Origin of the sequence: Streptomyces flavofungini, assembly GCF_030388665.1 — a bacterium.
Lineage (GTDB): Bacteria > Actinomycetota > Actinomycetes > Streptomycetales > Streptomycetaceae > Streptomyces > Streptomyces flavofungini_A.
Genome location: NZ_CP128846.1, coordinates 357,117 through 372,798, shown reverse-complemented (window position 1 = coordinate 372,798; position 15,682 = coordinate 357,117). Strand labels below are relative to the sequence as shown.

The window sequence follows — 15,682 nt, the reverse complement described above, 5'->3', positions numbered from 1 at the left end:
ATTTTCCTCTCTTCCTCTCTTCCTTTCCTCCTCGCGTGGCAACCTCCCGCGCCCGGGATGACTCTTCCTTGTCAACGGCCCTCGCCTTGACCAACTGACCAGAGGGCCAGAACAAGGAGGGGAACTGTGCGCACGCACAGATGGAGAAACGCCGCCCTCGCCACCGGGATGGCCGGCGTACTCGCCGCCACCGGAGCGACCGCCATGGCCGAGACGGGCAGTGCCCAGGCCGCACCCCAGGTGCCCGATCTGCGCGCCGACGTGAACCGCGACGGCACCGTCGACGTCGAGGGCACCACCGACTCCGCCGGTGAGAACACCTGGACGGCGACCCGCGGCGCCCTCGTCCTGCCGAACGTCGACGACGACGCCAAGCGCTGCCCCGTCAAGGACGCGCAGGGCGAGCCCTTGACGGACGCCAAGCTGGCCCGCTGCAACGACGCGTCGGACACCAAGGTCAACGGGGCACGCGACGCCGCCGACCTGGCCCGGCTCAAGACCGTGCCGCTGCCCAAGACCCCCGCGGGCAGCCACGGCACCGCCAAGACGGTCGGCACCGGCTCCAAGAAGTCTCGCCTCTTCATCAAGCGCGACGGGCGCTGGTCGCTGCTGCGGCCCACCGACAAGCTCACCACCAAGGAGCTGCGCAACGGCGTCGAGCTGGGCGTGGAGGCCACCGACGTCGTGCGTGACGCGGCGAAGTGGAACGGCGAGGTGAAGGTCCGCTTCACCGTCACCAGCGGCGGCACGTCCCGCTCCGACGACGTCGTGCTGCGCACCGCCCCCGTCCTGACCCACCACCACCTGCAGCGCACCGAGGAAGTCCTCGTCACCGAGGTGCAGGGCCAGGGCCCCTACAGCCGCGCCCAGCAGAAGTTCGTCAAGGACCTCGCCAAGAAGGTGAAGGACGCCGGGATCAGCAAGCCCATGACGAAGTTCACCAAGTATGCCGACCCGTGGGCGCAGGACTTCGTCGAACCGGCCTACGCGAGCGTGCCGGGCCCCGGCGGCAAGCAGCACACCATGCGCGTCCTCATCCGCTCCGCGCAGCCCGACCGGGACGCCGGCCGTGAGCTGTTCGAGAAGCTGCGCGGACCGGACGTCGGCGTCGTGCAGGTCAACGGGGTGCGCGACAGCGAGGAATGGACGCTCAATTCCATGGGCAACCTGGAGACCATTCCGCCGTACACCCTGAACGGCAAGAGCTACCCCGCCGGACGCATCATCCAGGGCTACCGTGCCGACTCCGGCTCCAAGCCCGCCAAGGCGATGCGCACGTTCCTGAAGTCGCAGGGCGTGCAGGCCCCGCTGCTGCTCGACACGTCCTGGCTGACGGTCGGCCACGTGGACGAGTTCATCCAGTTCCTGCCCGCGGACACCCCGCGCGGCTGGCGGATAGGCGTCGCCGACCCGGCCATGGGCGTGGAGCTCCTCGCCAAGGCCAAGCGGGAGGGCCACGGTGCCAAGAAGATGTTCTCCGTGCCGAGTTCTCCCGACGTCCCTGCCCCCAAGGAGACCATCGACAAGGTCCTCGCCTCGTCGAAGTTCCACGCCGACAACAAGCTCGCGGCCGGGCGCATCAAGGCGAACCTCGACATCCTCAAGCGCGAGACCGGCATCACCGACGACGAGATCGTCAAGGTGCCCGGCCTGTTCACGCGGGACGGGGACGAGAGCAGCTCCCTCAGCGACAGCCGCACGCTGCGCCGCATGGGCCCCGACCGGCTGCAGAAGTTCAACCAGCTGCGCGGCGCAGAGGAGCAGCAGGACCGCGGCGGCGCCACCGCCCGCCAGGCTCCCACCCGGACGCACAGTGCCTACGTGCCGGGCGCCGTCAACGGCGTCCTGCTCAGCCCGACGCGCTACCTCGCGCCCCAGCAGTGGGGACCGGTCATCGGTGGCCGCGACATCTTCACCGATGCCGTGACCTCGGTGTACGCCAAGGCCGGCTTCAAGACGACCTACATCGACGACTGGTACACGTACCACCTCGGCATGGGTGAGGTGCACTGCGGCACCAACACCCTGCGCGACGCCACCGCGCCGTGGTGGCCCAAGGCGTAGGGCTTTCTCTGCTGTCCCTGCTGTCCCTGCTGTCCCCGCGGGACCGGTGCGCCCTCACGGGCGCCGGTCCCGCTCGGCTCACGCGTGCTCTGCCGAAGCCCGGCCCCCGCTCCGCAGGGGCTGTGGCCTCGGCGGTTGCGCGCCGGCGTCTCTGCCCCGGCTGTTGCGCGGCGCCTCTGCCCTCGGCGAATCTGCCGACGGCCGAGAAATCCGCCGATCCTCCTCGTCGCGATCCACAGTGGTCCCACTGACCGCACCGCGACGAGGAGGCCCCGCGATGACACCCCCGATCAACGACTGGCCCGCGCACCCGCGCGCCGAGGACGGGGACACCCCCGCCACCCGCTTCGACGACCAACTGGCCGCCCAACTCCTCGGCCAGCGCATCGTGTTCCTCGGCACCCAGGTCGACGAGGTCTCCGCGAACCGGGTCTGCGCCCAGCTCCTGCTGCTGTCCGCCGAGGACCCGCGCACCGACATCAGCCTGTTCATCAACAGCCCCGGCGGCGGCGTGCACGCCGGGCTCGCCATCTACGACACCATGCGGCTGATCCCCAACGACGTGTCCACCCTTGCCATGGGCTTCGCCGCCAGCATGGGCCAGTTCCTGCTCACCGTCGGCACCCCCGGCAAGCGGCACGCGCTGCCGAACGCGCGCATCATGATGCACCAGCCCTCCGCGGGCGTCGGCGGCACCACCGCCGACATCGCGATCCAGGCGGAGAACCTCGAGTTCACCAAGCGGACCATGGAGCAGATCACCGCGGAGCACACCGGGCAGACCCCGGAGACCATCGCCCGCGACGGCGACCGCGACCGTTGGTTCACGGCCGAACAGGCCAAGGAGTACGGCATGGTCGACCACATCGTGACGTCGTTCGCCGACGTCCGTCCGGCGGCCTCGAAGCGACGGATGGGACTTCAGTCATGAGCCAGTACACGATCCCGACCGTTGTCGAACGCACCCCGCAGGGCGAGCGCGCGTACGACGTCTACAGCCGGCTCCTCTCCGAGCGCATCATCTTCCTCGGCACCGAGATCGACGACGGCGTCGCGAACGTCGTCATCGCCCAGCTTCTCCACCTGGAGTCCGCCGCGCCCGAGCACGAGATCGCGCTCTACATCAACTCGCCCGGCGGCTCCGTCACCTCACTCATGGCGATCTACGACACCATGACGTTCGTCGGCGCGCCGATCTCGACGTTCTGCGTGGGCCAGGCCGCCTCGACCGCGGCCGTGCTGCTCGCGGGCGGCGACCCCGGGCGGCGGTTCGTCCTTGAGCACGCGCGGGTGCTGCTCGGCCAGCCCGCGAGCGGCGGACAGCAGGGCACCGTCTCGGACCTGAGTCTGCACGCCAAGGAGATGGTGCGGATCCGCGCCCAGGTGGAGGAGGTCCTCGCCCGGCACACTCACCACGACGTGGCCACGCTCCGCGCGGACACCGACCGGGACAAGGTCTTCACCGCGCACGAGGCGGTCGCCTACGGACTCGCCGACGAGGTCGTCAGCCGCCGGGCGCTGACGGTCTGAGCGGTGCGGGCCCGGACGGCGCCGGTTCGGGCTGTGCCGGTCCGGCGGGTGCCGGTTCGGGCAGTGCCCGTTCGGGCGGTGCCGGTCCGGGCTGTTCCGGTCTGAGGGGTGCCGGTCCGAGGAGTGCGTCCGCCGCGTACCGGGTCATGACCGGCACCAGATAGTCGGCGAGGTCGGCGCCCGGCCCGGTCAGCTCCGCCAGCTCGGCCGGGGAGCCGACGAGCGTGATGCGGTCGAGCTCAGGCTCGCGGCCCCGGTCCTTCTCGGCGGACACCAGGGCCGCGAAGCGCTCGCGCAGCAGCGCGGCCGGGCGGGGCGGAGCGAGGAACAGGACGCCGACGCCGCCGTGCGCCCCGCGCGTCACGAGCCACAGCCGGAGCTCCCCGGGCGCCGACTCCACGCCGGTCTCCTCGGCCAGCTCGCGGGCGGCGTGCCCGCGCAGCGCCGCCAGGTCGAGCGCCCGGCCCTCGCCGGGCGGCTCCACGGAGCCGCCCGGCAGCAGCCAGCGGCCGGGCGCGGACGTCGACCGCCCCATCCGGCCCACGAGCAGCCGACCGTCCTCGGTCGGCTGCACGACGTCGACGAAGAGCGCGGGCAGGCGCGCGGTGGCGCCCGGCACCCACCGCAGCGCGTAGCGCCGGTACGTCGTCCTGGCCCAGGTGACGACCACGCCGTGCGGCCCCTCCCGGGCCAGCCCGGCGCACGCCGCCACCGGCCCGTCGAACAGGCTCGGGTTGGCGAGGACCGCCTCGTCCCAGAGGCGGTCCATGGCCAGGCGCTCCCACGGCGGCGGCTCGGGCGCGGCCGCCTCCACGAGACGGACACGGCGTACGTCCAGGAGCTCGACGCCGGGCGGGGGCGGCACCGCACCGGTCGTCCCTGCCGGGGTCGGGGCCACCCGGGGGCCTAGGCGGCGAGCCGCAGTTCGGTCTGGTGCAAGCCGTGGTTCGTGGTGCCGCGCGCCGCCGCCAGGGGGGCGGTGACGACGGACACCGCGCGCTGCCGGGGCGCCGCGGCCTCGTGCCGCCCGGCCGACGCGGTCGGCGTCGTGGCACGCGGATCCCGGGAGCGCGGGCGGCGCGCGGCGACGAGCAGCTCGCCGTGGGCCAGTACGAGCAGGTCGGCGAGGTCGAGGCCGAGGGCGGCGGCCGCCGCGGCGAGCACTTCGGACGAGGCCTCCTTGCGGCCGCGCTCCACCTCCGAGAGATAAGGCACCGAGATCCGCGCCGCGTCCGCGACGTCCTTCAGGGTGCGCTCCTGGGCACGGCGTTCGCGGCGCAGCACGTTCCCGACGAGGTGGCGCCACAGGGGCTCCTTGGCGGCGGGGCCACGGGCGGCACCAGGGGCGGGCGCGGCGGCCGGCGCGGCCTGCGGCGGCGCGGCCCCGGGATCCCGGTCCGGGCGAGCGGGACGCGTGGGCCGCAGGGGGATGACGCGGGCGGCGGCCCGGCCCGCCCGGCGTGGAGGGCTCGTGGGATTCGTCGGGTTCGTCGCGTGGCTGGTCACGGCTTCAGGGTAGGAGGGGTGCCCTCCTGGTGGTCGGCGTTCTGCCGATGGCATAGCGCGTTCTGCCACGGGCGAAGTCCGGGGGGAGAACGGGGGAGGGCAAGGGGGAACTCCTGGGCGGGGCGCAGAGTGTGGGGTGTGGGGAGGCGGAAGGGGGGCAGGCCCGTCCACACGCGTCGGGATCTGCTGCGGCCGCAGCACGTAGGGGTGCGCCGCGTCTGCGAGGCGTCGGCATGCGCCGCATCCGCAGCACGTCGGGGCGTGCCGCCGGGAACCTAATCAAGTGCCCCGCGCGTTGAAGCGATTGGCGCCCCGCGCGCCCACCGCGCACCGGAGCCCGTCACCACGTACCGACCGTCCCGACCCCAAGTACCCACCACGCACCACCCGCTCACGCACCACCCGCTCACGCACCACCCGCTCACGCACCACCCGCTCACGCACCACCCGCAGCCGCCCAGACGCCGCCCCGGGCACCGACTCGACCAGGAGGCTCCGAGTGCCCTACCGCACCCGGTCGGCGCGCCTGGCCGCCTCGCTGCTCTCGGCCGTCGTCGCCGTCCTGGCGTTCGTCGTGCCGTCCCGCGCCGCGAGCGCGGCCACGGGGCCCGCCGTCCAGGCCTGGGCGACGGCGACGGCCCCGTCCAGCGGCCCGCACGCCACCAACTCCCCGAGCCAGCAACGCCCCAGGGCACACGGCCCGTACGCCTCGTCCGGCCAGGACGCCCCGCGCGCCGTCCACGCGACCGTCGCGCACCTCCACCAGGCCCACGTCCCGCACCCGCCGTACCCCGTTGCCACCGGCCCCCGTGCCGACCGCGCGCCGCTGCGGGCCCTCGGCGGACCGGACACACGCCCGGGTAGCTCCACACCGTCCACGCGGTTCGCGGACGCCGCTCCCGAGCCGCGCGGGCCCCCGTCCCGACGGAGCTGACGACACCTCACCGGACGCCGCCCGACCGGCCGGTCACGCCGGGGCGCGAGCCTGCCCCGCGCCCGGCCCGTTCCCGGGGCCGTCCGCCCTTCGTCATGCCTTTCTCGTGAACGTCACGGCCTCGTGAACCTCACGGCCACAGGAACCAGCTGGCCCCTGAGCCTCACGGCCCCGTGTCCCGCACGACCTCATGGACCTCACGGACCCATGGACCGCCCGGACCGGCGGGCCTCACCGCCCCACGACCCCCTGGCCCCATGCGTCCCCGTGGATGTGGAGAACACCCATGCCCCGCGCACCCATCTGGCGGGCGATCGTCGCACTCGTCGCCGTCGCCGCCTCGCTGTACCTCGCCCTCACCCAGTCACCCCGCCTCGGCCTCGACCTCAGAGGCGGTACGCAGATCGTCCTGCAGACCAAGGACTCACCCACCGTCGAAGCCGACGCCGACGCCACCCGCAGGGCCCTTGAGGTCCTGCGGCAGCGCGTGGACGCCCTCGGCGTGTCCGAGCCGAGCCTCGCGCAGGCCGGGGACCGGCGGATCGTCGTCGAGCTGCCGGGAGTGCGCGACCCCCGGGAGGCTTCCGAGGTGATCGGCCGCACCGCGCAGCTGACCGTGCACCCGGTGACCGGGGAGACCGACCGGAAGGGCTCGGCCCGGCCCGCCGCCGACGGCTCCCGCACCCTGCCCGACCCCGACCGGCCCGGCGGCCACCTCGTGCTCGGCCCGACCGCGCTCACCGGCGAGGGCGTCAAGAACGCCGAGGCGGTCTTCGACCAGCAGTCCATGAACGGCTGGCAGGTCACGCTCGACTTCCGCGGGAAGGCGGGCGGCGACTGGGCGCGTGTCACCGGCGAGGCCGCGTGCGCGCCGCAGGGCGCGCCCGAACGGCGCGTCGCCATCGTCCTCGACGGGAAGGTCATCTCGGCGCCCGGCGTGAACGCGGACGTCCGCTGCGGGGCCGGCATCACCGGCGGCAGCACCCAGATCACCGGCGGGTTCGACGAGGACGAGGCCAAGGACCTGGCCGCGCTCGTCAAGGGCGGCGCCCTGCCGGTGCCCGTCGACGTCGTCGAACAGCGCACCGTCGGCCCCACGCTCGGCGCCGACGCCATCGCCGCGAGCACCCAGGCCGCCCTCATCGGCCTCGCCCTGACCGCCCTGTTCATCACCTTCGTCTACCGGCTCCTCGGCGCGCTCGCCACCGTGGCGCTCGCCCTGTACGGACTCATGTCGTACGCGGCCCTGCTCGCGCTCGGCGCCACGCTGACGCTGCCGGGGCTCGCCGGATTCGTGCTCGCGATCGGCATGGCGGTCGACGCGAACGTGCTGGTCTTCGAACGCGCGCGGGAGGAGTACCTGGGCGCCCGCGCCACCAACCCGGACGCCCGTAGCCGGGGCGCGGGGGCCGGCGGCCTGCCCAAGGCCCTGCACACCGGCTTCACCAAGGCCTGGAGCGCCGTCATCGACTCCAACGTCACGACACTCCTCGCCGCGGGCCTGCTCTTCACCTTCGCGACCGGGCCGGTGAAGGGCTTCGGCGTGACGCTGTCCATCGGCGTCCTGGTGTCGATGGTGTCGGCGTTCGTGGTCACGCGGGTGCTTGCCGAGACCGCCGTCCGCCGCGGGTTCGTGCGGCACACCCCGCGCCTCACCGGCCTCGCCACCACGGGCCGGCTGCGCACCCTGCTCGCGCGCCGTGAGCCGCAGATCGTGCGGCACCGGCGCCGCTGGCTCGGCGCGAGCTCCCTGCTCGTCGCCGTGGCCGTCGCGGGCATCGCGCTGCGCGGCCTCGACCTGGGCGTGGAGTTCACCGGCGGGCGCCTCGTCGAGTACAGCACCAGCAAGCAGGTCGACGCCGACACCGCCCGCAAGGCCGTCGCCGACGCCGGTTTCCCGCGCGCGGTGGTGCAGGAGTCGGGATCGGACGACATCACCGTACGGACCGGTGAACTCAGCGACGCCGAGCAGGAGAAGATCAAGGAGGCCCTGGCGGAGAAGGGCGGCGGGCAGGCCACCGTCGAACGCGACGAGCGCATCGGCCCGAGCCTCGGTGACGAGCTGCGCCAGAAGGCGCTCATCGCCCTCGGCATCGCGGTGGCCGCTCAACTCGCCTATCTCACCGTCCGGTTCCGCTGGACGTTCGCGTCGGCTGCGATCGCCGCGATGGTCCACGACGTGCTGCTCGTGGTGGGCCTGTTCGCGTGGCTCGGCAAGACCGTCGACAGCGTCTTCCTCGCGGCCGTGCTCACCGTTATCGGCTACTCCGTGAACGACACGGTGGTCGTCTTCGACCGCATCCGCGAGGCCCGCCGCCGCGACCCCCGCGCCGACCTGGCCAGAACAGCCAACACCGCCGTGATCCGCACCCTCCCGCGCACGGTCAACACAGGCATGGGCGCCCTGTTCGTCCTGGCCGCCCTCGCCGTCCTCGGTGGCGACTCCCTCGCCGACTTCTCGGTGGCCCTGATCGCCGGCGTCATCGTGGGCGTGGCGTCGACGGTGTCCGTGGCGGTGCCGGTGGCGGTGTCCCTGGAGCGCCGCAATCCGGGCGCACCGCGAGGGCGGTCGGCACCGCAGAAGCAGGACCGGCCCGCCAGCCCGCTGGAGGCCCGACGCCGACAGCGCGGAACGGGCGCGGTGGTCTGATCCCTCGACGGAAGGCCGTGGCCCGGGTCCCCCTGCCCGGGCCACGGCTCCGTCCTCGACCGCCGGACGGGCGCTTTCCCCCGACCCGTCCGGCGACGAGTCGCCCGGTGCCGCCTCCCCTCCGCAGGGCGGCACCGCCGAGCGGTGATCAGACGTCCGAGCAGGGGGCCTGCGGGCCCGCGGCGGTCGTGACGTCGCTGATGACGATCCGGTGGTCCCGGTTCACCGTTGCCAGCATGCAGTTCCGGGAGTTGATGCCTCGGTGGAGGATGTAGTCGAACTTCCTGGGCACGTTGACATACGTCGACTTGCACCGGGCGTCCGGGCGACCGCCGTTCCATCGGCAGAACGGATCCACGTCACGGAACGAGGCATCCCAGATCGGTTTCATCTCGGGGTAGGACGGCTGGGCGTTCAAGTCACCGCCCATCAGTACCCGCCCGTGCCCGCGAGCGGCACCCAGCAGTTCCCTGATCTGCGCGGTCCTCAGATCGCGTGCGCCCCCGTCGCTGAGGTGCGTGTTGAACACCTGGACCCGTTGGCCTGCGAGCCGGGTGGAGAACGTCTGGTAGGCGCGGGCCTCGGACCACTCGTCCTGGGCGTACTCCTTGTGGCGATAGCCCTGAAACGAGGTGCCCTTGGCGTACAGCACGGAGAGGCCGAGCGGACTCCACCCGTCGCAGCCGAAGTTGATGGTGCCCGGCCCGTGCTTGAAGCTGTACTCCATTTCGTCCTGCTTGAGCAGCTTCACGGCCTTTTGTACTTCCGTCCTGCACGACTCCTGCAGGACGACCACGCGCGGCTTGAAGCGCTTGATGTGTCGGGCGAGGTTCTCGGGTGTGCCGTTCTGCTGGCCGTTGGAGTTCCACGACATGATCCTGTTCGGCACCACGCGGGTCGACGCTTCGCCGGCGCCGGCGGAATCTGTCCGCGCGGAACCGGCCTGCGCGGGACTGACGGCTCCCGCGGTCGCCAGCAAGGCGATCAGCCCGGCGTTCGCGGCGAGAACGGCCCTGCCGCGGCTCGATCTGGTCATTGGTCCCCCTGTCGTAGATCTGTCCTGGGTCTGCGTCCACTGTCCGCCGCTGTCCTGCGACGAACCGTGGGCAAACGTTGATGCGGCAGCTGGGAGCCGGTGCTTGGTTCCGGTCGTGGGCCGGAGGCACGGGCACCGCGGTGACGCGTCACCAGATTCGGTGGGAGGAACGGGAGAGTCGACTTGTTTCGGGCTGGTCCGAAACGACCGGGAGTGGAAAGACTCTCGCGGTGACCTTGCGGATCCACTTCACGGCGGAGGACCTCACCCGCACGCGCATGGCCTCCGGAGTCCGTCCGCTCCTCGAGCTCTCGATCGGCATCCGGCTGCTGCAGGAGACGACGCATCCGGTGCGCTTCGACGCCTGGCGGCAGCGGGCCGCCGCACGCATGCATCCTCGCGCAGGAGCGCTGTTCGCCTTCATCCCCGCTCTGGGGGCGACGCCACAGTTCCTGGATCTCAACGGGCCGGACGTCCTCGACGACTTGGAGAAGCTGCGCTCGACCCCGGCGCGACAGGTCACGGCGGAACTGGACCTCTGGAGCTCCGGACAACGCCACACCCCCAGGGCGGCACGGCAGCTGCGGGAGGCGCCGCGGCTGATCCGGCACCTGGCCGACGCCATGGAGTACGCGCACCAGGAGTTCATCGCTCCCTACTGGCCCCGGATCGAGCAACTGCACGGCGCCGACCGGGCCCTGCGGGTGCGGCAGGTGGCCGACCACGGCGTGGAGCGCCTGCTCAGCGACCTCAACCCGCGCTACATCACATGGGCGCCGCCCGTCCTGCGCATGACCACGGCCTCAGGCCGAGACGGCGACATCACCCTCGGCGGCCGTGGCCTGCTCCTGATCCCGACGGTCTTCGGAGCCCACTACCCCGCCTTCGACTGCCCGGACAGCGGGCAGCCCTGGATCACCTTCCCGATCCGGGACGGCTTCCGCTCCACCCTGGCCCCCGTCGCACTCACCGCAGGCGCACTGACCGAGGTACCGACGTCCCTGCGCGCCCTGCTCGGGCGCACCCGCGCCACCGTGCTCTGCGTCATGGCCGAGCACTCCGGCTGCACCACCGGCCAGCTGGCGGCCCACGCCCGCATCTCCCCGGCCAGCGCCAGCGAACACGCGAGCGTCCTGCGCAACGCCGGCCTGGCCGCCCTCACCCGTCAGGGCAAGCGGGCGCTGCACACCTTGAGCCCCGCAGGCCAGACCCTCCTCGACGCCACCGCGAAGCCTTGACCCGCGCCGACGCGTGCCGCCCCGGTGGCGCAGAGGCGGCACGCGCCGGTCAGCGGCGCACGCGGCAGAGCCTCAGCGCGCCACCCGCCACGTCAGCGACCCCTTGAGGAGCTTGCGCAGCTCCGGGTCGCGGACGGCGCGGGTCGGGTCTGTGGCCCGCACGCTGATCTTGTGAGCCCGTCCGTCGGCGGGCACGCCCAGGGCCTTCGGAGTGATGGAGCGAGCGTCGACACCCTTCTTGACGGAGCGTCCGTCGACGGACCAGCGCAGGCGCACGCCCTCGGCGGCGAGGACCTTGACGCGCTGGCCGCGCCGGACCTCCTTGTCCGTGGGCGTGACCGCGGAGACGGCCGAGCCGTGCCGGTGGAAGCCCGCGATCATGGCCTCGCGTCCGGGTGAGTTGAACTCCCGGCCCAGGGTGCGCATGATCGAGTTGTCCGTCGGGCGGTACAGGCCGCGCGGGTAGTAGCCGCCGCCCTCGTACGCGCCGACGGTGCCGCCGTCGGGCGAGGACTGGCCGATCCAGCGGTACCACTTCTTCTTCTGCGCGGTGAGCTGGGCGGCGGTCAGCTTGCTGATGTTCGACTCCCACGGCTCGGCGCCCGTGTACCTGCCGTACTCCTCGTACACGTACTCGTCCGCGAGCTTGCCCAGCGAGTGCCCCGTCTCGTGCGCGACGACCTGCGAGGACTGCTCGTTGTCGGAGGACGCGGTGGCGATGCCGTCGTAGCCGGACGGCGAGGTGATGTCGTTGTAGCCCGCGCCGCCGTACTTGGTGGAGTTCGACAGCACGATCACCAGGTCGGGGTCGGCGGCCTTGCTCGCGTACGCCTCCACCTTGTTGGTGTCGACGCACAGCAGGCGCTCGATGCCGTCGCAGTAGAAGGCCGAGCCGAGGGCGGTGTCCTTGCGGACGTCGCTCGTCGGGTCGCCCGAGACGCCCGACTGCCGCGAGTGGGCTTCCACGGCCCACACGTTGAAGAGGTTCTTGTACGAGGCGTACGGCTCGACGGCCGAGACCTCCGCCCACTTCGTGCGCACGTCGGCGTGGAAGTCCTCCTGCTGGGAGGCGGTGTAGCCGTCGCCGACGAAGACGACGTCGGCCTTGGAGCCGACCGGGCCGTTCTGCACGATCGGGACGACGGTGCCGTCGTCCGCGGCGGCCTTGCGCTCCTTGGCGGTGAGCGGGTCGGGAGCCGGTACCTCGGTGTGCCGGGGGTGGCCGTTCGCGCCGGTGAAGTACTCCACGTGCTGGGTGGAGTCGGCTCCGCTCCGGGCGGAGGGGGAGTCCGGATCCGCGGTCGCGCCCGCGGAGGCGGCGAGCGTCGCCGCCAGGGCGATGCCCGCGGCTGTTGCGATCTTGAGCGGCGTACGTCTGGCTATGCCGGACTTGCGTCTGCGCATGGTGGGGGTCCTTCCGAAGTCCGCCGTGTAAGTGGCGAGTTAAAGCCGTTTAAGGCGTCGCTCAACGTAGGGGCTTCGGCGGCGTCAGGCAATGGTGATGCGCAAGATGTGTATGAGACAGGCGAGTTCAGGCCACTGGTGACGGTGGCCAGAGCGTCGCGGACGGCGTCCGCCGAGACCGGGACGCCCGCTCACCGGACACGCGGTCCTGGTGGCCGTACCCTTGACAGATACCTGAATTCCCTCCGGCCTCTATGCATGACCGTCGTCATCGACTTAGCTCAGGGCCTGACCTAGGGAAGGGGAGAGGTGGCGGAGAACAGTCCCGGGGGCACCCGGTCCGACGAAGCCGTCGCAATCGGCCGTCGCGTGCTGAGGCTGCGTACCGAACAAGGCCTCACGCAGCGGCAGCTGGCCGAGCCCGCCTACACGGCCGCGTACGTCTCCACGCTGGAGTCGGGCAAGGTGCGGCCCTCGGAGGCCGCGCTGCGCCACCTCGCGGGCCGGCTCGGCGTCGGCTACGAGGAGCTGCTCACGGGCCGCCCCGCCCGTCTGGCCACGGACCTGCGGCTGCGCCTGACCGACGCGCGGCGCGCCCTGGCCACCGGCGCCCCGGAAGACGCGGCGGCGCTCTTTCGCGTCCTGCACGAGGAGGCCGTGGCGCACGCGCTCGTCGAGGAGCAGGCCGCCGCCCTCCAGGGCCTCGGCGACTGCCTCCTGGAGTCCGGCGAACTCACCGACGCCCGCGACTGCTTCGCCGCCGCCGAACGCCTCCTCGCCGACCAGCCGCTGCCCGTGCGCGTCCCCGCCATCCGCGGCCGCGCCACCGCCCACCTCCTGACCGGCGAACTGCGCTACTCCTGCTACCTGCTCGAAACCACCCTCGACGAGCTCAACGCCTCGGGCCTGCACGACCCCGACGCCCTGCTGCTCCTCTACACGGCGTCCATCGCCCCGTACATGGACATGGGAGCGCACGCCCGCGCCGCGCACGCCGCCGAACTCGCCCTCGCGCTCGCCCCGAGCGTCAGTGATCCCGCCCTGGTCGCCCACATGCACCGCGGCGTCGCCCGCACCCTCATCGCCGAGGGCCGCACCGCGGAGGCCGACGCGTCCCTCGCCAAGGCCCAGGAGCTCTACCGGCACCTGCACATCCGCACCGAACTCGCCCACTGCCACTGGATGCGCGGCTACGTCCACGCCCAGGACGGCGACCTGGAGGGCGCCGAGAGCGAGCTGCGCACGGCCCGCGACATGCTCGCCTCCAAGCGCGCCGCGCTGTTCACCGTGCAGGTCGAGGTCGAACTCGCGGACGTGCTGAGGCGGCGCGGCAAGACCGACGAGGCGGAGGCGCTGCTGCGGCCCCTGCTCACCTCGGGCGAGGAGACCGGAGCCCTCGGCGCCGAGCGGGGCGCCGTGCACGCGGGCGGCGCCCACCGGCTGCTCGGCCTCATCGCCGAGGAGCGCGGCGACACCGACAGCGCCGAGGAGCACTACTGCGCCGCCCTGTCCCTCCTGGAGCGCTCCAGCGCCGCAGGCGATCTGGCGGACCTGTGCCGCCTCCTGGGCGACCTGCTGCGCCGCACCGGCCGCGTCGAAGCCGCCCTGGACGCCTACCGCACCGGCCTCGGCCACCGCGCGGCCCCCGGCACCACGACCCTCGGCCCGGCCCCGGCGACACCCCCGATGTGACGCCGGGCCGCCTCAGCCGTCCCGCTCGCCGTACTCCCGGTCGTGCACCGGCGCCTGCGGGAGCTCCGCCTCCAGGGATTCCCGGTAGCGAACGCAGCCGCGCAGGAAGCGCGGCCACGGCGGGACGGCCACGGCGGGCTCGACCCGCTCCGGCAGCAGGTCCCACAGCTGCGGGTGGTGCCAGCACAGATCGTGCCCGGAGCTGTCGCGATGCCTGCGCACGGCCGCCCGGAGGCGGCGCACCTCGGCTTCCAGCTTGCCGCGGGTCAGGTCGCGCAGGTCCTCGTCCAGGTCCATGGGCCGCATGAGTGCGTGAGCGGGTGCGGAGGACGGCCGCGGGTCCCCGAGGTCACGGCTGGTCGGGCTTGTCCTGTACGTCGCCAAGGGTCGACGAGGCCACGGGGGCGCCCTCGGCGAAGTCGCCGGGCGGGATGCCGGGGTGGTGGCCGGCGGACGCGGTGTCGGGCGGGGTCGTGGGAGCGAGCGCCAGGCGGGAGGCGATGCGGTAGCGGTCGCCCCGGTAGAGGGAGTGGACGTACTCCACCGGCTGGTCCGCCGCGTCCGTGGTGAGGCGCTCGAAGAGCAGGGCGGGGGACAGCTCGGGCACGTCGAGGAGGCGTGCCTCGGAGCGGGTGACGACGGTCGGCTCGATCGTCTGCGTCGCCTCGTGGACCCGGACGCCGTGCCGTTCGCGCAGGTGCGCGTACAGGTCGCCCGACTCCAGCTCGGGCGCGGTGAGGCCCGGCACCAGGTCCGCCTTGAGGTGCAGGTGCTCGACGGCCATCGGCGTGCCGTCGACGAGCCGCAGCCGCGCCACGTACACGATTCTCCCGGCCGGTGACATCCGCAGCCTGCGGCCCACGCGGGCGCCCGCCGGGACCGTGGTGAACTCCAGGAGACGGCTCGACCAGGCGCCCGCCGCCTGCGGCACCGACAGCGCGGCGCGCCCCGAGACCAGCTCCTGGGTGATCTTCTCCGGCGCGACGAACATGCCGCGGCCGTGCTCACGGACCAGCAGGCCCGCCGCGACGAGCTCGTCGACCGCGGCCCGCAGCGTCGGCCGGGACACACCGAGACGGGCGCACAGCGTGCGCTCGGAGGGGATGCCGTCACCGGCCTGCCGGGACTCGATCAGCTCCAGGACGAAGTCGCGCACACGCTCCCGTTTGAGCACCGTTCCCGGTGCGTCGGTCTCCATGGCGTCCTCCGTCACCTCGCTGGCCAGGTGAAGTGTAGTCATGGGATCGGTGTACGGAACCTGTCAACTCAGAACGTGTGCAGCCGAGTTGGGCGACGAGGCGGCTCGTGCGTCCAGGGTTGACGGGTCCCTGGTGCCGTGCCACCTTCTTTCACCGGCAAGAGGTCAACTGACCAGTTGCCCAACTGGTCAGTTCCAGGGTCGTCGGACCGGCACGCCGACCCGACCGGTTTCCCCCCCACAGTTCCGGAGAGGAACGCCCCGTCATGACCCAGCACTCGACGCCTGCCCCTGCCTGCGCCGGTGCCCGGCGCCCACGCCGCCGTGCCGCTGCCGCCCTGGCCTGCGCCCTCGGCTGCGTCGCCCTCGCGGTGCTGCCCGCCGCCGCGTCCGCCGCCGACTCCCCGCGGGGCGAGGCCCGCGCCGCGGC

13 protein-coding genes are annotated in these 15,682 nt (G+C 72.8%); 7 read left to right on the top strand and 6 right to left on the bottom strand.

The window, feature by feature from the left end; genetic code table 11:
- The first annotated feature begins 168 nt into the window (after positions 1-168).
- From QUY26_RS01680 to QUY26_RS01670, 3 genes are all read left to right on the top strand, one after another.
- Positions 169-2,064, top strand: a complete 1,896-nt coding sequence (locus tag QUY26_RS01680; protein WP_436840474.1) for a protein-arginine deiminase domain-containing protein — start codon at positions 169-171, stop codon at positions 2,062-2,064.
- Positions 2,065-2,341: 277 nt separating this feature from the next.
- A complete protein-coding gene (locus QUY26_RS01675; protein WP_289943302.1) occupies positions 2,342-2,995 on the top strand; it encodes an ATP-dependent Clp protease proteolytic subunit in 654 nt (217 codons plus the stop codon).
- Positions 2,992-3,594: a ClpP family protease gene (locus tag QUY26_RS01670; protein WP_289943301.1), complete on the top strand. Its 603-nt coding sequence runs from the start codon at positions 2,992-2,994 to the stop codon at positions 3,592-3,594. The genes QUY26_RS01675 and QUY26_RS01670 overlap by 4 nt, the downstream gene beginning before the upstream one ends.
- Here QUY26_RS01670 and QUY26_RS01665 read toward each other — a convergent pair.
- Complete coding sequence (locus QUY26_RS01665) at positions 3,569-4,459, bottom strand: NUDIX hydrolase (RefSeq protein WP_289943300.1); 891 nt, start codon at positions 4,457-4,459, stop codon at positions 3,569-3,571. The genes QUY26_RS01670 and QUY26_RS01665 overlap by 26 nt on opposite strands.
- A gap of 41 nt (positions 4,460-4,500) precedes the next feature.
- Positions 4,501-5,100 (bottom strand): helix-turn-helix domain-containing protein, encoded by a 600-nt coding sequence (locus QUY26_RS01660; RefSeq protein ID WP_436840245.1) that lies wholly within the window; start codon positions 5,098-5,100, stop codon positions 4,501-4,503.
- 499 nt (positions 5,101-5,599) lie between these two features.
- Here QUY26_RS01660 and QUY26_RS01655 point away from each other — a divergent pair, with 499 nt between their 5' ends.
- Positions 5,600-6,034: a hypothetical protein gene (locus QUY26_RS01655; RefSeq protein ID WP_289943299.1), complete on the top strand. Its 435-nt coding sequence runs from the start codon at positions 5,600-5,602 to the stop codon at positions 6,032-6,034.
- 286 nt (positions 6,035-6,320) lie between these two features.
- Positions 6,321-8,684, top strand: a complete 2,364-nt coding sequence (gene secD, locus QUY26_RS01650; protein ID WP_289943298.1) for a protein translocase subunit SecD — start codon at positions 6,321-6,323, stop codon at positions 8,682-8,684.
- A 148-nt stretch (positions 8,685-8,832) separates the two neighbouring features.
- Here secD and QUY26_RS01645 read toward each other — a convergent pair whose 3' ends face one another.
- Positions 8,833-9,720, bottom strand: a complete 888-nt coding sequence (locus QUY26_RS01645; protein ID WP_289943297.1) for an endonuclease/exonuclease/phosphatase family protein — start codon at positions 9,718-9,720, stop codon at positions 8,833-8,835.
- A 230-nt stretch (positions 9,721-9,950) separates the two neighbouring features.
- On the opposite strand from QUY26_RS01645, the gene QUY26_RS01640 reads away from it, so the two are divergent.
- Positions 9,951-10,958, top strand: coding sequence for an ArsR/SmtB family transcription factor (locus QUY26_RS01640; RefSeq protein WP_289943296.1), 1,008 nt, complete (start codon positions 9,951-9,953; stop codon positions 10,956-10,958).
- Positions 10,959-11,030: 72 nt separating this feature from the next.
- On the opposite strand, the gene QUY26_RS01635 is transcribed toward QUY26_RS01640, so the two are convergent.
- Positions 11,031-12,362 (bottom strand): M64 family metallopeptidase, encoded by a 1,332-nt coding sequence (locus QUY26_RS01635; protein WP_289943295.1) that lies wholly within the window; start codon positions 12,360-12,362, stop codon positions 11,031-11,033.
- 309 nt (positions 12,363-12,671) lie between these two features.
- Here QUY26_RS01635 and QUY26_RS01630 point away from each other — a divergent pair, with 309 nt between their 5' ends.
- Positions 12,672-14,054, top strand: a complete 1,383-nt coding sequence (locus QUY26_RS01630) for a helix-turn-helix domain-containing protein (RefSeq protein ID WP_289943294.1) — start codon at positions 12,672-12,674, stop codon at positions 14,052-14,054.
- Between the two features lie 12 nt (positions 14,055-14,066).
- Here QUY26_RS01630 and QUY26_RS01625 read toward each other — a convergent pair whose 3' ends face one another.
- Both QUY26_RS01625 and QUY26_RS01620 read right to left on the bottom strand, forming a co-directional pair.
- The gene (locus QUY26_RS01625) at positions 14,067-14,351 is read right to left on the bottom strand and encodes a hypothetical protein (RefSeq protein ID WP_289943293.1); all 285 of its coding nucleotides are present in this window, start codon (positions 14,349-14,351) and stop codon (positions 14,067-14,069) included.
- 52 nt (positions 14,352-14,403) lie between these two features.
- On the bottom strand, positions 14,404-15,252 hold the full coding sequence (locus QUY26_RS01620) for a GntR family transcriptional regulator (RefSeq protein WP_289955387.1): 849 nt from the start codon (positions 15,250-15,252) through the stop codon (positions 14,404-14,406).
- Between the last annotated feature and the right edge of the window lie 430 nt (positions 15,253-15,682).